This window comes from Microbulbifer thermotolerans (assembly GCF_001617625.1).
Classification (GTDB): domain Bacteria; phylum Pseudomonadota; class Gammaproteobacteria; order Pseudomonadales; family Cellvibrionaceae; genus Microbulbifer; species Microbulbifer thermotolerans.
Map to the genome: position 1 here is coordinate 3,709,594 of NZ_CP014864.1, position 17,092 is coordinate 3,726,685.

Sequence of the window (17,092 nt, forward strand, 5' to 3'; positions counted from 1 at the left end):
TCTCCTTTCTGGTTTAACTTTGGTTATATTTAAATCCGCGATGTAAATTGACAGGCCAGTCTTCAGGCAAGTACTGCAAGTCTTGCGGTTCATCAATGTCGTGTAACGGTGTCATTTCCACGAGTGTCCAACCAGCCTCCACTATTCTCTGCCGGGTAAGACTTGCGACTGAAGCAGTACTCCAGGGTATATCGAGAAACACCGTGGGCAGGTAGTTTGAAAGCCCCAGTAGCGCGTAGCCGCCATCGCTCACAGGTACCATGCATGCGTCGTTTTTCTCCAGGGATAGTGCCGCCGCACGCAGCTTATCAGCGTTCATATCGGGGCAGTCTGTTCCTATTAATAAAACTGCTTCTCCCTTGTCAGTTGTTCGTCGGGCCGCATCGGCCAAACGTTCACCCAGATCGCCTTCTTTCTGCTCGGACCACTCCAGGGAAGAGGGCAGGGCTAGTTCACTCCAAATAGGCAGCATACGATCCGGTGCCACACACAGTTCAACTGGTCCAATATCCGCCTTAACCGCTTGCTCTACAGTATGTTCCAGCAGTTTTGCAGCGAGACATGCCGAACCTTCACTGCCAAGGGCGGGAATCAGTCTCGTCTTGGCCATACCCGGTAAAGGTGCCTTGGCCAGAATAACTATCCGGATCACGGTGTCGTCACGGAATCTCATCATGGTTCTAAAATGCCCTTTACTTCTTGTATGGCAATATCCACAGCTTTATATCTGAAATACTTTTAGGTGCAGGCGATTTATGCCTCCGCCCATAAGACAGGTGTTCAACGGTTCTTTATTGGGGAAAACTTGCAAAGTTATCGCCATTATTTTTTGTTGAGATTCCAGTCATAGTTCAGAAAGTCGATTTCCACTTTCCCGTTTCTCAACTTCGTCTTCATCGGCTCAGATAATTGGAGCGCATTAGCCTTCTCCAAAAGGAAATCTTCCAGCCTTTGATACCCTAACCAGCCCTTTTCAAAATCCTCCCGATACCATTTGAATATCGGCGAAAGATTAATCGCACTATCTTCTACCCGGTTTCGGCTGCGATCGCGAAGAAACAAGTCAACTTGTTCGTTCAACTGCTGATCGAGGCGCTCCCCGGTATAAGCTTCGGCGCGCAGTGCGGGGCATCCTATACTGGCGCAGTTGACGGCAAAGTGAATTCGGGGGTCGTTATATCGACCAGAAGCTCGCAACAGGCCATGTTCAATATCGTCGAGGCTTCTCGTTTCTCCAAGTAGTGGCACAAACTCTTTACGCCATGGAGAGGTGAAGAGACCACCTAAATCCTTGATCGACTCCAGCTCCGGCCACGCGCTCAGAATCAGCTCTACAGTCCAGGCGTTATAGGCATTAATCAAAAATGCCTTTTGTTCATTTACCGTCCAGCTGTCAAATTCCGATCGGCTCACTTTCGATAACGCCTCGCGGTACGTCATTAACTGATCCCGATCCCCGGACAGCCCCTGATAATCCACAACAGTGGCTACACCGCCATTGATGCTGTAAACATGGGCATTGAGTAATTTGTTCCAAATAGAGTGATCGAAACTTGTGGCCGCAGCACCGTTAAGTGCCAAAAGGCTTAGTAGTAATCCGATCAGCCAGCGATTATTTCGCATTACCTCTTCTCCACTGGTGATATTTTTCCACCCACGCGAGCACACCTTGTGGCGCATGGGCACGCTTCCATTCACCGGCGGCATATTTATTGGCCTCAGCCCATGTAGGATAGGCGTGAATGGTGCCGAGAATCTTGTTCAGGCCCAGTCGATATTTCATCGCCAGAACAAACTCAGCCATTAGATCGCCACTGCGATCTCCGACAATAGTGACGCCGAGAATACGGTCTTTTCCCGGTTCAGTGAGTACCTTGACGAATCCACAGGCGCTGCCGTCCGCTATGGCCCTATCCAGGTCATCTAAACCGTAACGAGTGACTTCAAAAGGAATACCTTTTTCCCTGGCTTCCTGTTCATTGAGGCCGACCCGCGCTACTTCAGGGTCAATAAAGGTCGTCCAGGGTATAACGCGGTAGTCGACCCGGAACTTCTTGAACTGGCCAAACAACGCATTGACGGCGGCGTACCAGGCTTGATGGGCTGCGACATGCGTAAATTGATAAGGCCCCGCCACATCACCGACAGCGAAAATATTCGGGTATAACGTCTGGAGATAGTCATTGGTGACTATCGTCCGTCCGGTTTCAATACCCAGTTCTTCCAGCCCGTACCCCTCCAATCGAGCAACGCGTCCTACTGCGCAGAGCAGAGCGTCGAAGGCAATCGCTTTCTCCGCACCATCGTGCTCGACGATCAATCGTTTTTCACCATTGGATATTTCACAGCGAAGCGCTTTGTGGCCAGTAAGAACCGTGACGCCATCACGCTCCAATGAGGTTTTGGCCAGTTCGGATACCTCCTCATCTTCCCGAATCATAATACGAGGTGCCATTTCCACCTGAGTTACCTGAGATCCCAGTCGCGCAAAACTCTGTGACAGCTCGCACCCTATGGGGCCACCTCCCAGTACCAGAAGCCGGTTTGGCGCGTCATCCAGCTGGGCGAATTCGTCCCACAAAGTATCACTGGTGACGTAGCCCACCTCTTCAATACCCGGAAGAGGAGGAACAAAGGGACGTGCCCCCGTTGCCAATACAATCGAACGGCTGGTGAGACGTTGTACATCTCCATCGTTGCGTTTTATTTCCACAGTCCAGGGATCGATGAGCTTCGCATATCCCTGAATGACCTCTACCCCCAGCCCTTCGTACCGCTCGATGCTATCGTGTGGCTCAATCTTGCGAATCACCTCATGGACACGGGCCATGACCTTGCGAAAAGAAAAGTCTGGAGATACCGCATCCAACCCGTAATGGTCTGCATGACGCATCTGGTTTGCCAGGCTTGCGCTCTTAATCAGGGCTTTGCTCGGGACACAACCGTAATTCAGGCAGTCGCCCCCCATCTTATTGGCTTCGATCAGGGTAACTTTTGCTTTTACCGCTGCCGCTATATAAGAACTCACCAATCCACCGGCACCAGCGCCAATGACAACCAGATTGCGGTCAAATTTTTTTGGCTTTTTATAGTCTTTATAGACACGGCGATTCTTTATTAAAGTCAGTATTTTTTTCGCCAATAGAGGGAAGATTCCCAACAAAGCGAACGATGCCAGCAAGGAAGGAGACAGTATTCCCGACAAGCTGGTTAGATTGGCCAACTGTGTCCCTGCATTAACATATACCAGAGTTCCTGCCAGCATCCCCAACTGACTCACCCAATAGAAGGTCAGCGCTCTCAAAGGGGTAAGCCCCATTAGTAAATTGATAAGGAAAAAAGGGAATACCGGCACCAAACGCAAGGTGAACAGATAGAAGGCGCCTTCTTTCTCGATTCCCTTATTAATGGGGCTCAGTCTTTCGCCAAAACGGCTTTGCACCGTATCCCGGAGAAGATAGCGTGACACGAGAAAGGCGAGTGTTGCTCCTATAGTGCTGGCGAATGAAACAATTACCGTGCCCCATAACAGGCCAAACAAGGCTCCCGCCGCCAATGTCATTACCGCTGCGCCAGGTAAAGACAATGCAGTTACCAGCACATAAATCAAGAAAAAGACACCACCAACCAATATGGGTGCCTCTGCACGCCAACTTTCAAATTGTGAAAGTCCATTTTTTAAACCATCCAATGTCGTCAATTGGTGTAGGTCAAAGTAAAAAAAACCAGCAACCAATATGGCCAACAGGATTAATAAACCTATTTTTTTCATTCGCCACCTATGTCACGATGTTTTCCAAACCAGCGCTAGAAAGCACCGCCACAACTGCTGCCCTGACCGGCAGTACAAGCATAACAATGGTCCGCCACACAGATTGGCTCTTCATTGACATCTTCCTGCAGCAGATCGCGTAAGTGTTTGCGTTTAGCACCACCCAGTGGCAGATCCAGTTGCTGATTGAAATCACAGTCGTATAAATATCCTTGCCAGTCGACACTAACCAGCGATCTGCACATAACCTGTTCAATATTGCTCTGTTGGTAATTGTCCTTAAGCAATTGCATATAGCTTTGAAATTTTCCCTTGGCGACCAGAGTGGCGCCAAAACGCTTAATCGGCATATTGGCCAATGCATACAGCTGATTGAATTCGATACCAAAGTGCCGCTGTAGTTCGCGTTTGTAATCCGCTTCGAGCAATTTTTGATCCGGCGGTAAAGATGCCCCCTGTGGGTTGTAAACCAGATTCAGGATCAAACCACTGCCAGGCTTGCCATAGCCCAACGCATTGAGCTTTTGTAATCCCGCAATACTTTTATCAAATACGCCCTTACCACGCTGGTTATCGACATTTTTCAGGGAATAACAGGGCAGTGACGCGACTACTTCCACTTGCTTCTCCGCCAGAAATTCCGCCAACCCTTCCTGCCCGGATTCAAACAAAATTGTGAGATTACATCGATCAATAACGTGCAGGCCGGCAGCGCGCGCCGCGGACACCAAATAACGGAAGTCCGCATGTAATTCCGGTGCGCCACCGGTCAGATCCAGCGTTCGGACATTACGGGACTTGGCAACCGGCAGGATCAGATCCAGGGTTTCCCGCGCCATCATCTCTTTGCGATTCGGTCCTGCGTTGACATGGCAGTGCAGGCAACGCTGGTTGCACTTGTAGCCCAGATTGACTTGCAGAGTCTCCAGGCCTTTGCGCCGAATGACGGGGAAGTCGGTAACTTCCAGCAGGGGTAAGGTTGCGCGCATCGCAATCTCCAGAGTCTAGTCGAAATATGTAGGTTAGTCGGACCTGGTGCCGAATTCTTACAGACTAGATATCGCAAATATGAAATTTGTTCCGGGCGGCTTTAGGGCCACCCCTTGAGTTGGATATGGAGTGTGCGTTGCATGAATTAAGGACATTCGCCATTTCTGGCGCACAGGGTATGTGACCACTAACTTAGTGAAGCATGTTTGGGATCGGCTCAGGATGTCTTGCAAGCCTTGGGCAATCCACAGGAGCTGTTCTCCCAGCTCAGGTGACATGTATAGCTTTAGGACTCTCCCGCCAAGATACCACCGTAAACCGCTCGCGATATTAAACGGGACTTCAGAAAAAAATGGCCCCAACTCAGAGGTTGGGGCCAAAGGGGGGGGAAGATTTCTTTTTTATGCGATCAGACGAGGATTCTTATAGAAACTCATCAAAGAATCCTGAGATATTCCCTACATGGTTAAAACCAAATATCCAAGTGGTCTCAACTGTGTCGGAAAAATCCATACCACCCTGTGCAATGGTGGGGTTCTTCCAACCAACTTCGTTATCAATAGCGTGGTCGGCAACACGCTTGGCCTCGGTCCAGATGACTCCAACTTGTGGATGATTCAAGACCCGGCTCCAATGGCTAGTGCTCTTATTATTAAAACCAGGGGTACCATTGTTTCCGGAATTACCGTCATCGATTTTCTGGTAATCGGTGTTGTTGCGCACATAGCTCAAGTCATCGTCACTGGTTTTGTCTTCATTCCAGTTGCTGTGCTGAATAATATGAATGCGCGCGTTGGTATTCACTGATGGCAGATCCTGCTTCACCCGGCGTACCAAGTCAGCACTGAAGTCAGACTGGCCAGCTTCCGATATCCATACATCGCCACCGTTGTTGAGTGTGGTTTTTACCTTATTGAATACGGTATTCAGGGCACCGTTATAGTTGGCGTGAGCATTCGACCAGCGGTTGACACCAAAAGCGAGGTCAAACAGGTAATCCGCCTCAATAAAGTCTCCACCCTGGGTTCCGTATGCGCCAGCAACGGCATGGTAGTTTACATTGCTAAAGCGAGCATCCTTCAATATTGTGGCAACACCGGCGACAGAGTGAATATCATCCGGGTCCGGTTTGCTATCAAAATTGGCCAGGTACAAATCTTTACTAGTATCGAAGCGACCGATTATTTCACCAGAACCGCTATCGGAAACTTGGCGCAGTTCCAGCCAGTTGATATTGAAGTTACCCGCCTGAATCTGCAAGCGCAGTGTATGCTGCCCCTCGCTCAACTGTCCGAGATCCAGTTTTTGCGTGATCCACTTTTGCCAACCACCGGTAGCGCCTACCTGTTGTGCACTACCGCGGGTTTGACCATCGACTTCCAAAGTATATTGACCGCCACCGGGCGCTGACGCTACGCGGACGTTCGCATAGTATTCTCCAGCCTGCAGTACGTCGATATCGAACTCCAGCCATTCGTTGGTTTCGGTCCATCCCACATTGTATTGACCGCCGTTATCACTGGTTTCCTGGATATCCACGCCGTCCTCTCGGTAGGCACCACCGAGGTTCTGCGCAGTACTGTCCCAATAGCGATGATAGTCTTCCGCCTGAATGTATCCAGGCACCATAAATGTATCCGGAGACGGGGTGGAAGGATCTTCAACTTCATCACAGGGAACAGAACCGCACATGCATACACTGTAGAGGGAACGGCTATTCAAACAGTCTGTCGCCTGGTCACCGTAGATTGCTTTACATTGCGATGTGTAATCGCATTGATCTTGGGCAAAAGTGGCCATTGCCAGCGCGCTGAACGCGAAACCGGTCAAATATCGCAAAGCAGGCAAGCTCATGATAGAGACTCCTTTTACAAATAAATATAAAAATATATTCCGATTTTTTTGAATTAGTGTGTTTCGGAAACTGACATTAACTGCCAGCGCAGAGACTCTATACATCAACTCCCACACGAACCGCTTATAAGATCACAGGGATAGGGAAAAAAAGACGACTCACGAAATAATCTGAATACCCTTCTCTTGAAAAAAATTAAAAAACGTTAACCGTTTAACAAGTTAAAAAAATACAACCTCATAAATACCATATTAATGGCATGAAAATATCTAGGCTTTTTTGTTATACAAAATAACAAGGGATCATATTTTTTCAGTTATAGAAAAATAGATGCAAACACTAAATTTACATCTGAATACCATACAAACAATACGAAGGGTTTTATGAAAAAATTTTAGTGCAATACAGCAAATTCAGGTAACGTAATGGCACTCCTAGCTCCATTAAAATATCAGAGAAAAGTTAATGTGGGGTTTCTATAGATACCAAAAGGCTCTTACATTTGTAAGAGCCTTTATGCAATCCCTGATTTAACTACGTACAATCCTTGTATTCATATTTTTCTAACAGCTAGATCACTCATGCTAATTCATCAGCAGCTCCTAAACCTGCTTCTTTTAATTTTGCTGGATATTGTTATCGCTGGTATTTCCTGAGACTGGACCATTGGATTGCCCATTGACGCCTGACGCCAAGTTATTTATCAGCACGGGGAAGTTTGTGAGATTATTAACGACTGAGCTTGTTAGAGTTAACTGATCCTGATTCTGCAGGGAGTCTTCCAGATGACGAATACTGTGCTTGTCTCCCGATAGCACCACTTGCAGATTGGAGGGTATATCGGTTTGACTGCTACGCAAGGTAATATCATGATTTTTTCCTCCAATAAAGGCGAGTGCTCCCCACCCATTTTTTGAACCGTCGGTTGGCAAAACAGTGATATCTGCCTTGGTGCCGTTATCGCTAGAATAGGCGAAAGTAATTACCGGACCTACATCAGCATCAGCGTACGAATTAACAATATTTCCGGAGCCGATTGAATATCCCTGCTCACAACCGATTACTGTTGTATTTTCAACATACTTGCTGCCAGTGGCGTGCACCAAAGTAACACCTGTTCGCGTATTTCGAATCACTGAATTCAATACTGTTACCGTATCTGCACCGCGCTCATATTCAACCCCATCGATAATGGTGTTACCGCCGTTATAAGCCCGGATACCGGCTTCTTGCAAACTCATCCAGTAACCTGTCGGCAGCTTGTAGCCCCAAACCGTCATAAAATCAACACTGGCAGCACGGGCATCGGCAGCGGCAAAACGTGGGTTGTTTGCTGCCAACATATCCTCTGTTGAGCGCAACTCACCTTGTACATAAATACCATCAATCAGCGTATCTTCAGATCCCTGCATAAACACGGAGTGACCGTATGAATAATTGAATACCGTGGAATTCCTGAAGGTATTGCGTAAACCACGAATCAGTACTGAAGAGTGTTTCTGGTGAGATAGTACAGGGCCAGCGCCTTTACCGTAGGCATCACCCAAACCGTATGGTTGAGAGCCGCGCGAGGTGATAATGAGGCCTTCAATTACATTATCCCGGCCGTCCATCATGACACCGAGTGCGCCACCACTCGGCGAAGTGTCGCCGATATCTTCAATAGAAAGATTGCTTATGGTGTTGTAGTTACCGACCGTACGCAACTGTATGACTTCGTTTTTCCCAAATTGACGCCACAGATCCGTATCAAATTTTATGTAGGCACAGCGGAAGTCGTAATGACTGTTGTGTCCATCAACGGGCAATAGCGTACTAGCGGCCTTGCCACCGGGTAGGGATTGTGAGGTAAATAAACTCGTATCACTTTCATCAATGACATAAGTGCCTGGTTTTAATGCCACTTTTACATTGTTTTTCCCCATGGCCTCAATCATTTCAGGTAAAGAGTCCACAAGTGTAAATCCTGCGGGCGTTTCACAGCTAATGGGCAGAGCACCTGCTACTGTCCCACCGCCACCAACGTAGGTTGCACCCTCCCGAATGGAGGAATCATTGTCAATTATATTTAACCAATTTAGATTAAATGCCGCCGATTCAACATTGATTCTCAGAGTATGAGTGCCAGCACTGATATTACCTAAGTAAACTTCTTCAGTATTCCAGTTTTGCCAGCCTCCGGTAGAAGCTACCCCATGTTGCGCCACCACGACGCCATCAACCTCTATAGAAATCTGCCCCGTGTCGCTTGGTGAAGCCAGGCGAAGTTGCGCACTGTACTCCCCTGTATTGGAAACATAAATTGGATACTCCAACCACTCACCGGCATCCATCCAGCCAACGTTGTAGCCACCGCCAGAATCAGTTGTCTCCTGAATATCGACACCTTCATCCGGGCGATACGCTCCACCACGATTCTCGCTATCAGCATCAGCATAGCTACCGAAGTCTTCGGCTTCTATTTTTCCGGGGACAATAAACAGGCTGCCTGTAGCTTCAACACCATAAACCTCTACTTCTGCGAGGCTTAACGGATTACTACCAGCAAGCTGAACTCTGACATAACGACCGCTACGATTAATATCGATAGATGTCGGGCTACCCGCTGTGGAACCGTAGTAGTAACTGGCAACATCGTCCTGTGCAAGCAGCACATTTAAATCGTTTGAACTAAATGGTTTATCTGAAACCAATACATAAAAATTGGATAAACGTGAGCTGCAACAGCTATCAGTTCGGTTATAAAGATTGATGGTTGAAATGGTGCTTACACTGCCTAAATCAACCTGCCACCAAGGTTGTATTTCGTTCTCAGTATGTGTAATGGTATTGCTACTCCAGTTACCACGAACATCTCCATCAACCGCTCGACTGGAAATACCACTGTAATCCGTAGAGGATTGCGAGGTAGATTTACCCAAGGCCAAATTCACTATTTCGCCACTTGCCACCTCAGAAGCTGAAATAGCTACCTCAGTAAAACTGTTCCAGTTATTTGACGTATTTCCGTAACCCACAATACGCACATAGCGGGCTTCTGTATCGTCTACATCAAAGATTTGCAGATCCAATGTTTTTGACGGTTGATCACCGTAGAAAAGACTTTCCCAGGTGTTACCATCACTAGATACTTGGATTTCTATCGTCGCAGTTCTCTGATCACCTTTATAAAAAGCTATCTGCACATCTTTGACGATGTAATTCTTTCCGAGGTCATATTCAATCCATTGCCCATCTCCAATGGCAGACCAACGGGTTTCCAGATTGTTGTCTAGCGTATTCTCCGGGATATTGCCATCATTAGAAGAAGCAGTAACAGAAACAGGATCGATTGCAAATGCGCTAACGCCATATAAGGATGAAAGCAAACACAAAATGGTAGCACTCAGTGGGATTCTTTTATATCTACTCATTAATTAATCCTTTCTATCTCAGCATCGCTTTTAGATTGATCAGTAACTTACACTGATTTACAACACCTCTCGGCAGGAAAAGAGGGCGCATCCAGTTATTCAATATAAGAATCAATAAAATGAATACGCTGCAGAAAATTCTACCTTGCACATTTTTTTACAACTAGGAAAAAAACACTTTCCAAAAAGTTTTTCACGCCATCATTATTGCTATTGATCACGTATTTGTTTTTTCGCATTACTAGCCAACTAATAACAAGACATTTTTTCACGCAACGATATCTAATTTTTTCCTTTAAAACCTATTCTATATAGGAGGGTGCAATTTAGTATCAGCAAGCTATAGGTGAATGTGCTGCGTTGATATTTAATTACTTCCGGTACAATCGTGACACTGTCGCCCCCCAAAATGCCAATTATTCAGCAATTGGAAAATATCGTCTCAGACAGTAGAAGATATTACGAGTCACCCCCAAATTTCTGGAGCTTCCAAAAGAGTTTTTTCCGTAAAAATAAAAGGCGTGTCTCTAATTAGCCACGCCTTTTCTATGATTACCTTGTGTACGAAAAACCATTAGGGAACCTCTGAATAATTCGTGTGGACACAATGGTAGGTTCCGGGGCGCTCAGGCAATAGGACGGATATTTCGAAAACACACGAGTACCTCCCTGTAGCTCCGACGGATACCTCCCTGTATCCGACGGTTTCGAAATATCCGTCCTATCACCTGAGCTTCATATCCGCCCCAAATGAATTAATCAGAGGCTCCTTAGAGTTTGTTTTACTTGATAATATTCGTTTCCACCTCTGCATCGTAATCGATATCACAAGGTGATCCGTAACATTTAATTTGATTGCAGGTGCCACTTGGGTTTGCGCAGTTTCCGTACACATTCAGATTTACAAAGCGCGTATCGTAAATACCATCAGTAAAGTGCAATCCATGGTCTGCATTGTTAGTCACTTTTAGATTTTCCAAATAGGCATTTTTGATATGCGAGGCCCGGATACCATGACCACGGGGGCTGTCGTAGTAACCACCAACGTTGTCATCGGTTTGAATCATTACAAGATCTGCAACACGACGGAAATATATGTTGTGGAACAAGTCAGTTTCGGTATTTCCGTTATTGTGCAGTTTTAGATCAATAGCAGTTACACCCGTGGCGCCTTTAATGTGCATACCGTTACTGCAGTACATCGCTTCGATACGCTCCATATACAAGTTATTATTACTGGTTGCTTCTCCCTGTGATGGATCACCACTGCCTTCCAGGAACAATCCCATATGATCGTTGCGCAAATCATAGCTGTTCGGATCTTGGTTAATATGACAGCGCAACTTGAAGTCTCTTAGTTCCACATTATTTACCGCCGTTGCATATAACAGTGGTTCATTGATGCTATCAGCGATCGAGTCCGGCCAAGTGATAACCGTATCGTAGCCCTGTCCCACGATGTTAACGTTATCTTTAAGAATTAAAGATTCAGTTAAGTAGTAGGTTTTTGCTTCCAGATTCACGGTACCGCCACCTTTTGCGGACATGGCGGCAACACAATCAGGCAGGTCATAGCTACCAAAGCAGATTTCACTCTCTGGTTCAAGATTATCAGGTGCCTGGCCTAAAAGTTTTACTTCGGTAATATCTGTCCAGTTTGTAGAGGCAGAATTAGAGTGTGTTTTAATGCGCACTTCCTGCACTTCAATATCTGCAATGTCGATGAAATCAATTTCAGCCGTTGTCCCGCTGCTTTCACCATTAAACACACGTGTCCAGGAGCCGCTGGTATCAGGGCGAACATAGATCTCAAATTTATATATACGCTGGTCACCACGCCCCCAAGCGATGCCGACTTCGCTAACCAGGGTGGGTTGCGCTAACTGTACAGTTAAATTAACCGGTGAGCCGTACCCCGCCCATCTAGATGCAAAAGACGTATCGCCATCAATTACATTAGTTGCAGGATAGTTAGCATGACCAGACCCGTCATCGAAAGCGGTTGCTATGCCGATAGCTGATTCAGCACTATAGGCAGCTGAATACGCAATAGAAGCCGTTAAAGCTAAACAGCCTGCCAATATTTTATTTTTTATTATCATAATTAAGTCCTTATATGCATCTAGATTTATTTATGGAACCCCTGATTAATTCGCGTGGACACTATGGTAGCTTCCGGGGCGCTCAGGCAATAGGAAGGACATTTCGAAAACGCACGAGTACTTCCCTGTCGCTCCGACGGATACATCCCTGTATCCGACGGTTTCGAAATGCCCGTCCTATCACCTGAGCTTCACATCCGCCCCCGAAGCGCCTCTGCCACCAGAAAGTGACTTAATCAGAGGTTCCTTATATTTCTTGAGCATCTCGATAGACCAAAGATAGTTTGCCCTATTGCGCAGTCGTCACAACGACCGAACCCAATAAATAAACAAGCCATTGAAAAGTCTACCGAGCATATTTTTTTATAACTAGAGTCAAAGGACTTTAAAGAAAGTATTTTGCGCCTGGAATATTGCTATAGTTCACGTATTATAATTTTTATAAAGCCATGAATAATTTATGTGAGCGCGGTTTGATTTCTGAATACTCAGGTAGTGGGATAGGTAAGGTGTTTAAAACCCTGTTTCAATCAAATAGCTCATAGGCTGATATATTTCCCCAACCGATCCGGAAAGTGGGCTTCCGGCGATGAAAGAACGCTTTTCATCAGTTTCGTCTAAAGCGAAGCAATTCACACACTGCATCAAATACTTCTTCTTCTACTTCACTTTTTGTGGGGTGCAATTTTATGCTGTTTAGCTTGAAACGCAGCTGACAAAACACATCATCACTCACCTGGTAGAGAAGGTGTGAAACGATCCAATATTTCCACATTTCATCATTACCGGATAATACCCTTAGTATAGGCTGCACCAGCTCCAGACCTAACATTGACAACCTCTCCGATACCAGCGGTGCGATTGGCCAGTTTAAGTCTTGCAGGCACTCCAGCAATCTCTCTATATGCGGTATCACTTCTTCATCTGATGCAGCTTTTAAATGCTCGCAGGCTTCATCATCAAATTTATCAATTGGGACTAATCTCATTACCTGAGCGCCGAACCAACTACAAGGTTGATATGAATTAATCAGAGTTTCGTTAATGAAAAGCCCGTGCCGATTATTCCATGTCGCACTCAGGCTATATCGGCGTTTCCGTATGCCCGCAAAAAGGTAGTAACCGCTTGGTTTACCCACTGGTCGATCTGGGCTTCCGAGGCCTGGGACTCGGGATGGGTGAGGGCAATCAGCTGAGCCTCGCCGCGCAACATCCCCGTAAACAGGGTTGCAGCCGCTTCGAGTCCGATCACCTGTACATCAATCTCGCCGGCGTTGGCCGCTTTCTCCAGGTGCGCCGCTAGTACCTTGGTCATGGTGCCGGGGCCACTGGTGTAGAAGGTACGAGCCAGGTGCGGAAATTTATCCGCCACGGCCACTACCACCCGGAATAGCGCCAGGGATTCATAGGACAGCAACAGGCTGAGATAGGTGCGACCAATCTCCAGCAACACTTTGCGGATATTGCCTGGAGTCACTTCGATCTGCTGCACCCTGCGGGTAAAACGGCTGCACTGATATTCGATCACCGCGGCGAAGAGCGCTTCCTTTTTGGGGTAGCGGGAATAAAGCGTCGCCTTGGACACACCTGCCGCCTGCTGGATCATGTCCGTGGTGGCGGCATTAAAGCCATGCTCGAGAAAGACCTGGGAGGCCGCCTTCAGAACACATAGGGACTTGTCGTCTGTGGCGATTGTCTGGCTCAAGGGATCACCTGCCTGTGAAAATGGATCTCAATGAACGGACTATACCGAAACCCTCACTTGACATAAACTGTACCGATCGGTTTATACTCCGCGACCTCTCTTTCCCGCCTAACTCATTGTAAATTTCGCTTTAAATGCAGGTGTATTGTGGGTGCGAAGCAACGCCTATCGGTTTTCGTCATTCTGAACAGTACTAAACGGTACAGTTCATCGCTATTTCGGTTTCTGTCTCCCAGCACCCGGACGGGATGCTTGCTGGCTGTCACCCTGCTGGGTGGCTGCGCCTCTTTGCCTGATGGGACGCAGCCTGGCGATATCCAGCTCCCACAGCCCCCATCTCTTGTGGCCGGGCAAAGTCTGTCGGAACAGCCGGTGCCCCAAGCCTGGTGGGCCCTGTTCAACGACGAGCTGCTGGCACAAATGGAGCGCGATCTGGCCACCGGCAACCTGGATCTGCAGCTGGCGGCGGCACGGGTTGAGCAAAGCCGGGCCAGGCTTGGCCTGGCCGCATCGGCCCAGGGCCTGCAGCTGGATGCCGCGGGCGGCTATTCACGCAGTCAGCTGAGTGAGTTTTCCCGCCTGGCGGCGCTGGGGGCTCCCACCGATCCCAGCGACTACTGGAGCCTGGGTACCCGTGCCAGTTGGGAGCTGGATCTTTGGGGGCAGCTGAGCAAGCGTACTGCCGCCGCCGGGCAGCGTCTGCTGGCAAGCCGGTATGAGCTGGCGGGCGCCCGGGTCTCCGTCTCCGCCGAAGTGGCGCGGACCTATCTGCTGCTGCGAGGGGTACAGCAGAAGCTGCGCCTGGCGGAAAAGGAACTCGAGATCAACCGCGATCTGCTGGCGCTGCAGCAAAGCCGCAGAGCCCAGGGGGTAGCGACGGACTATGACACCGCCTCGGCCCGCGCAGCCGTGGCCGCTGCCGAGGCACAGATTCCCCTGCTGGAAACCCAGCGGGATCAGCTAATGAACGCTCTGGCGCTGCTTCTGGGCAAGGCGCCAGAGGCACTCAATGCACAGCTGACGAAAAGCGCACACCAACCTGAGCTGCCGAAACAGCTGCCGGTCGGGCTGCCATCGGAGCTGGCCCGCCGGCGTCCCGATATATTGGCGGCGGAAGCACAGCTGCAGGCGGCCACGGCGGATATCGCCGCGGCCCGGGCGGATTTTTATCCGCGTATCACCCTGGGACTGAGTGCAGGAATGGAGGCGATAGAAAGTGCCGATTTCGGCAGCTGGGGTTCGCGCACCTTCTCCCTGGGGCCCTCCCTTTACCTGCCCATTTTTCAGGGCGGGCGCCTGCGCCGGATGCTGGAGCTGCGCGAAGCCGGGCAGAAGGAAGCGGCCATCCGCTACCGCAAAACTGTGCTCGGAGCCTGGCATGAAGTGAACAATGCCATGAAAGAGTACCGGGATGCGCGGCGCCGCTACCGGGCATTGCAGCAGGCCATGGCGGATACCGGTCAGGCGCTTGCAGCCGTTCAACGGGCCCGCCGTCATGGTGTCGCCAGCCGTATTGCGGTACGGCAGGCGCAGCTCGCCGAGCTGCGTCAGGAGAGGGCGCTGACAGATGCGGCTACCGCCTCGGCACTGTCGGTGGTGGCCCTGTATCGCGCGCTGGGAGGCGGCTGGTCGGATGCGCTGGCACCATCCCCTGCAACAGACACGCAAGCCGGGGATATTGTAGCGGGAGGAACTCGTGGCTGAGGCTTCCGCACCGCAACCGGGCCCCCAGCAGCCGGTCTTCAACCTGCGGCTGGCCCTGGGACTGCTGGGCATTCTGTTGGCCGCCATGGCCGCGGGACTGAACAGCCGGGTTCCCGGTCTGGCGCTGGCGGATATCCGCGGCCAGCTCGGCCTGAGTTATGACCAGGGCACCTGGCTGAGCACGCTGTACGCCGCCGGCGAACTGATCGCCATGCCCTTTGCCTCCTGGTTTGGCATCACCTTCTCTCTGCGGCGGTTTCACCTGTCGATGCTGCTGTCGATGATGGCCCTGGCGGTGGTCATGCCTTTTGTGGGCAATTTCTATCTGCTGGCGGGCCTGCGCCTGCTGCAGGGACTGTTTGCCGGAGCGCTGATTCCGCTGCTGATGGGCGCAGCCCTGCGCTTTCTGCCATTGTCGATCCGCCTGCATGGACTGGCGCTCTACGCCATGACCGCCACCCTGTCCCCCAATGTGGCGGTATGGCTGGCGGCAGTACTGGTGGATGACCCTGTGTCTCTAAACTGGCTGTACTGGCAGGTAATTCCCCTGGGGCTGCTGGCTGCTGCGCTGGTGTATTACGGCATCCCGGCCTCGCCTCCGGCACTGCCCAGGCTGAAACAGGGCAACTGGCTGGGGATGGCCCTGGGTGTACCCGGCCTGGGCCTGCTGGCTATCGGCATCGGCCAGGGGGTGCGCCTGGAGTGGCTGCATTCCCCCCTGATCTGCCTGCTGCTGGGGCTGGGGGGAGTTCTGATACTGCTGTTTCTGATCAGTGAATGGCGTCATCCGGCACCCTTTATCAGATTGCAGATGCTGAGTCGGCGCAATCTGGGACTGGGATTCACGGTGTTTTTCTGTCTGCTGGTGGCCATGTCTGCCGGGGTCAGTGTGCCGGTCTCGGTTCTGGCTCAGCTACAAGGGTTCCGGCTGGAGCAGATGACCGCCCTCGGCCTGATTATTGGTCTGCCGCAGCTGTTTATGGGCTCGGTGGTGGCGCTGCTGCTGTACCGGCGCTGGATGGATGCCCGCTATCTGTTTGCGCTGGGGCTGGGCCTGATGGCGCTGGGCTGCTTCCTGGCATCCCGCATCACCAGCGAGTGGATGGTGGAGCAGTTTTTCTGGTCCCAGGTGTTGCAGGCCATTGGCCAGCCGATCGCCGTAGTCTGTCTGCTGTTTTTGGGCACCAGTGTTGTACAGCCGATGGAAGGTCCCTTTGTGGCCGGTATCGTCAACACCATCCGGGCCCTGGGGACTCTGCTGGGTGGCGCCTTTGTCGGCCAGCTGACGGCAGATCGCAGCCGGTTCCATTCCGACATGCTGCTCAACCACGCGGGGATGTGGCTGAGCCACAACCCGGCCCCACCGGCTATCGATAACCTGGCCCAGGTGATCTCCACCCAGGCGGCGGTACTGGCCAGCGCCGATATCTTCCTGGTCTTTATGACGCTGCTGCTGGTGCTGATTCCGCCGGTACTGTGCCTGCAATACGTGCCGGCACCCCGTATCCCCGCACCGCCGGCCGCGCAGGCAGGCTGAATTCTTGTATTTGAA

Annotated in this window: 11 protein-coding genes; 2 read left to right on the forward strand and 9 right to left on the reverse strand. The window is 50.0% G+C overall.

The window, feature by feature from the left end; all coding sequences use genetic code 11:
- Nucleotides 1-13: 13 nt before the first annotated feature.
- The 9 genes from A3224_RS15345 to A3224_RS15385 form a co-directional block, all read right to left on the reverse strand.
- Nucleotides 14-676 (reverse strand): TIGR04282 family arsenosugar biosynthesis glycosyltransferase, encoded by a 663-nt coding sequence (locus A3224_RS15345; protein ID WP_231902409.1) that lies wholly within the window; start codon nucleotides 674-676, stop codon nucleotides 14-16.
- Between the two features lie 146 nt (nucleotides 677-822).
- Complete coding sequence (locus A3224_RS15350) at nucleotides 823-1,623, reverse strand: DUF547 domain-containing protein (RefSeq protein ID WP_067156631.1); 801 nt, start codon at nucleotides 1,621-1,623, stop codon at nucleotides 823-825.
- Complete coding sequence (locus A3224_RS15355) at nucleotides 1,613-3,772, reverse strand: FAD-dependent oxidoreductase (protein WP_067156633.1); 2,160 nt, start codon at nucleotides 3,770-3,772, stop codon at nucleotides 1,613-1,615. Before A3224_RS15355 ends, A3224_RS15350 begins: the two co-directional genes overlap by 11 nt.
- A 35-nt stretch (nucleotides 3,773-3,807) precedes the next feature.
- Entirely contained in the window at nucleotides 3,808-4,761 is a 954-nt protein-coding gene (arsS, locus tag A3224_RS15360; protein WP_067156635.1) for an arsenosugar biosynthesis radical SAM (seleno)protein ArsS, read from the reverse strand.
- Between the two features lie 424 nt (nucleotides 4,762-5,185).
- Nucleotides 5,186-6,616, reverse strand: a complete 1,431-nt coding sequence (locus A3224_RS15365) for a carbohydrate-binding protein (protein WP_067156637.1) — start codon at nucleotides 6,614-6,616, stop codon at nucleotides 5,186-5,188.
- A 618-nt stretch (nucleotides 6,617-7,234) separates the two neighbouring features.
- Entirely contained in the window at nucleotides 7,235-10,030 is a 2,796-nt protein-coding gene (locus A3224_RS15370) for a galactose-binding domain-containing protein (protein WP_082817569.1), read from the reverse strand.
- A 782-nt stretch (nucleotides 10,031-10,812) separates the two neighbouring features.
- Nucleotides 10,813-12,132 (reverse strand): discoidin domain-containing protein, encoded by a 1,320-nt coding sequence (locus A3224_RS15375; protein ID WP_082817570.1) that lies wholly within the window; start codon nucleotides 12,130-12,132, stop codon nucleotides 10,813-10,815.
- 607 nt (nucleotides 12,133-12,739) lie between these two features.
- Nucleotides 12,740-13,120, reverse strand: coding sequence for a DUF5071 domain-containing protein (locus A3224_RS15380; RefSeq protein ID WP_067156648.1), 381 nt, complete (start codon nucleotides 13,118-13,120; stop codon nucleotides 12,740-12,742).
- Between the two features lie 89 nt (nucleotides 13,121-13,209).
- Complete coding sequence (locus A3224_RS15385) at nucleotides 13,210-13,836, reverse strand: TetR/AcrR family transcriptional regulator (protein WP_067156651.1); 627 nt, start codon at nucleotides 13,834-13,836, stop codon at nucleotides 13,210-13,212.
- Between the two features lie 147 nt (nucleotides 13,837-13,983).
- Between A3224_RS15385 and A3224_RS15390 the strand changes: the two genes are divergently transcribed.
- Both A3224_RS15390 and A3224_RS15395 read left to right on the forward strand, forming a co-directional pair.
- A complete protein-coding gene (locus tag A3224_RS15390; RefSeq protein WP_231902410.1) occupies nucleotides 13,984-15,540 on the forward strand; it encodes an efflux transporter outer membrane subunit in 1,557 nt (518 codons plus the stop codon).
- A complete protein-coding gene (locus A3224_RS15395) occupies nucleotides 15,533-17,077 on the forward strand; it encodes an MFS transporter (protein WP_197463009.1) in 1,545 nt (514 codons plus the stop codon). The genes A3224_RS15390 and A3224_RS15395 overlap by 8 nt, the downstream gene beginning before the upstream one ends.
- Nucleotides 17,078-17,092 lie beyond the last annotated feature (15 nt).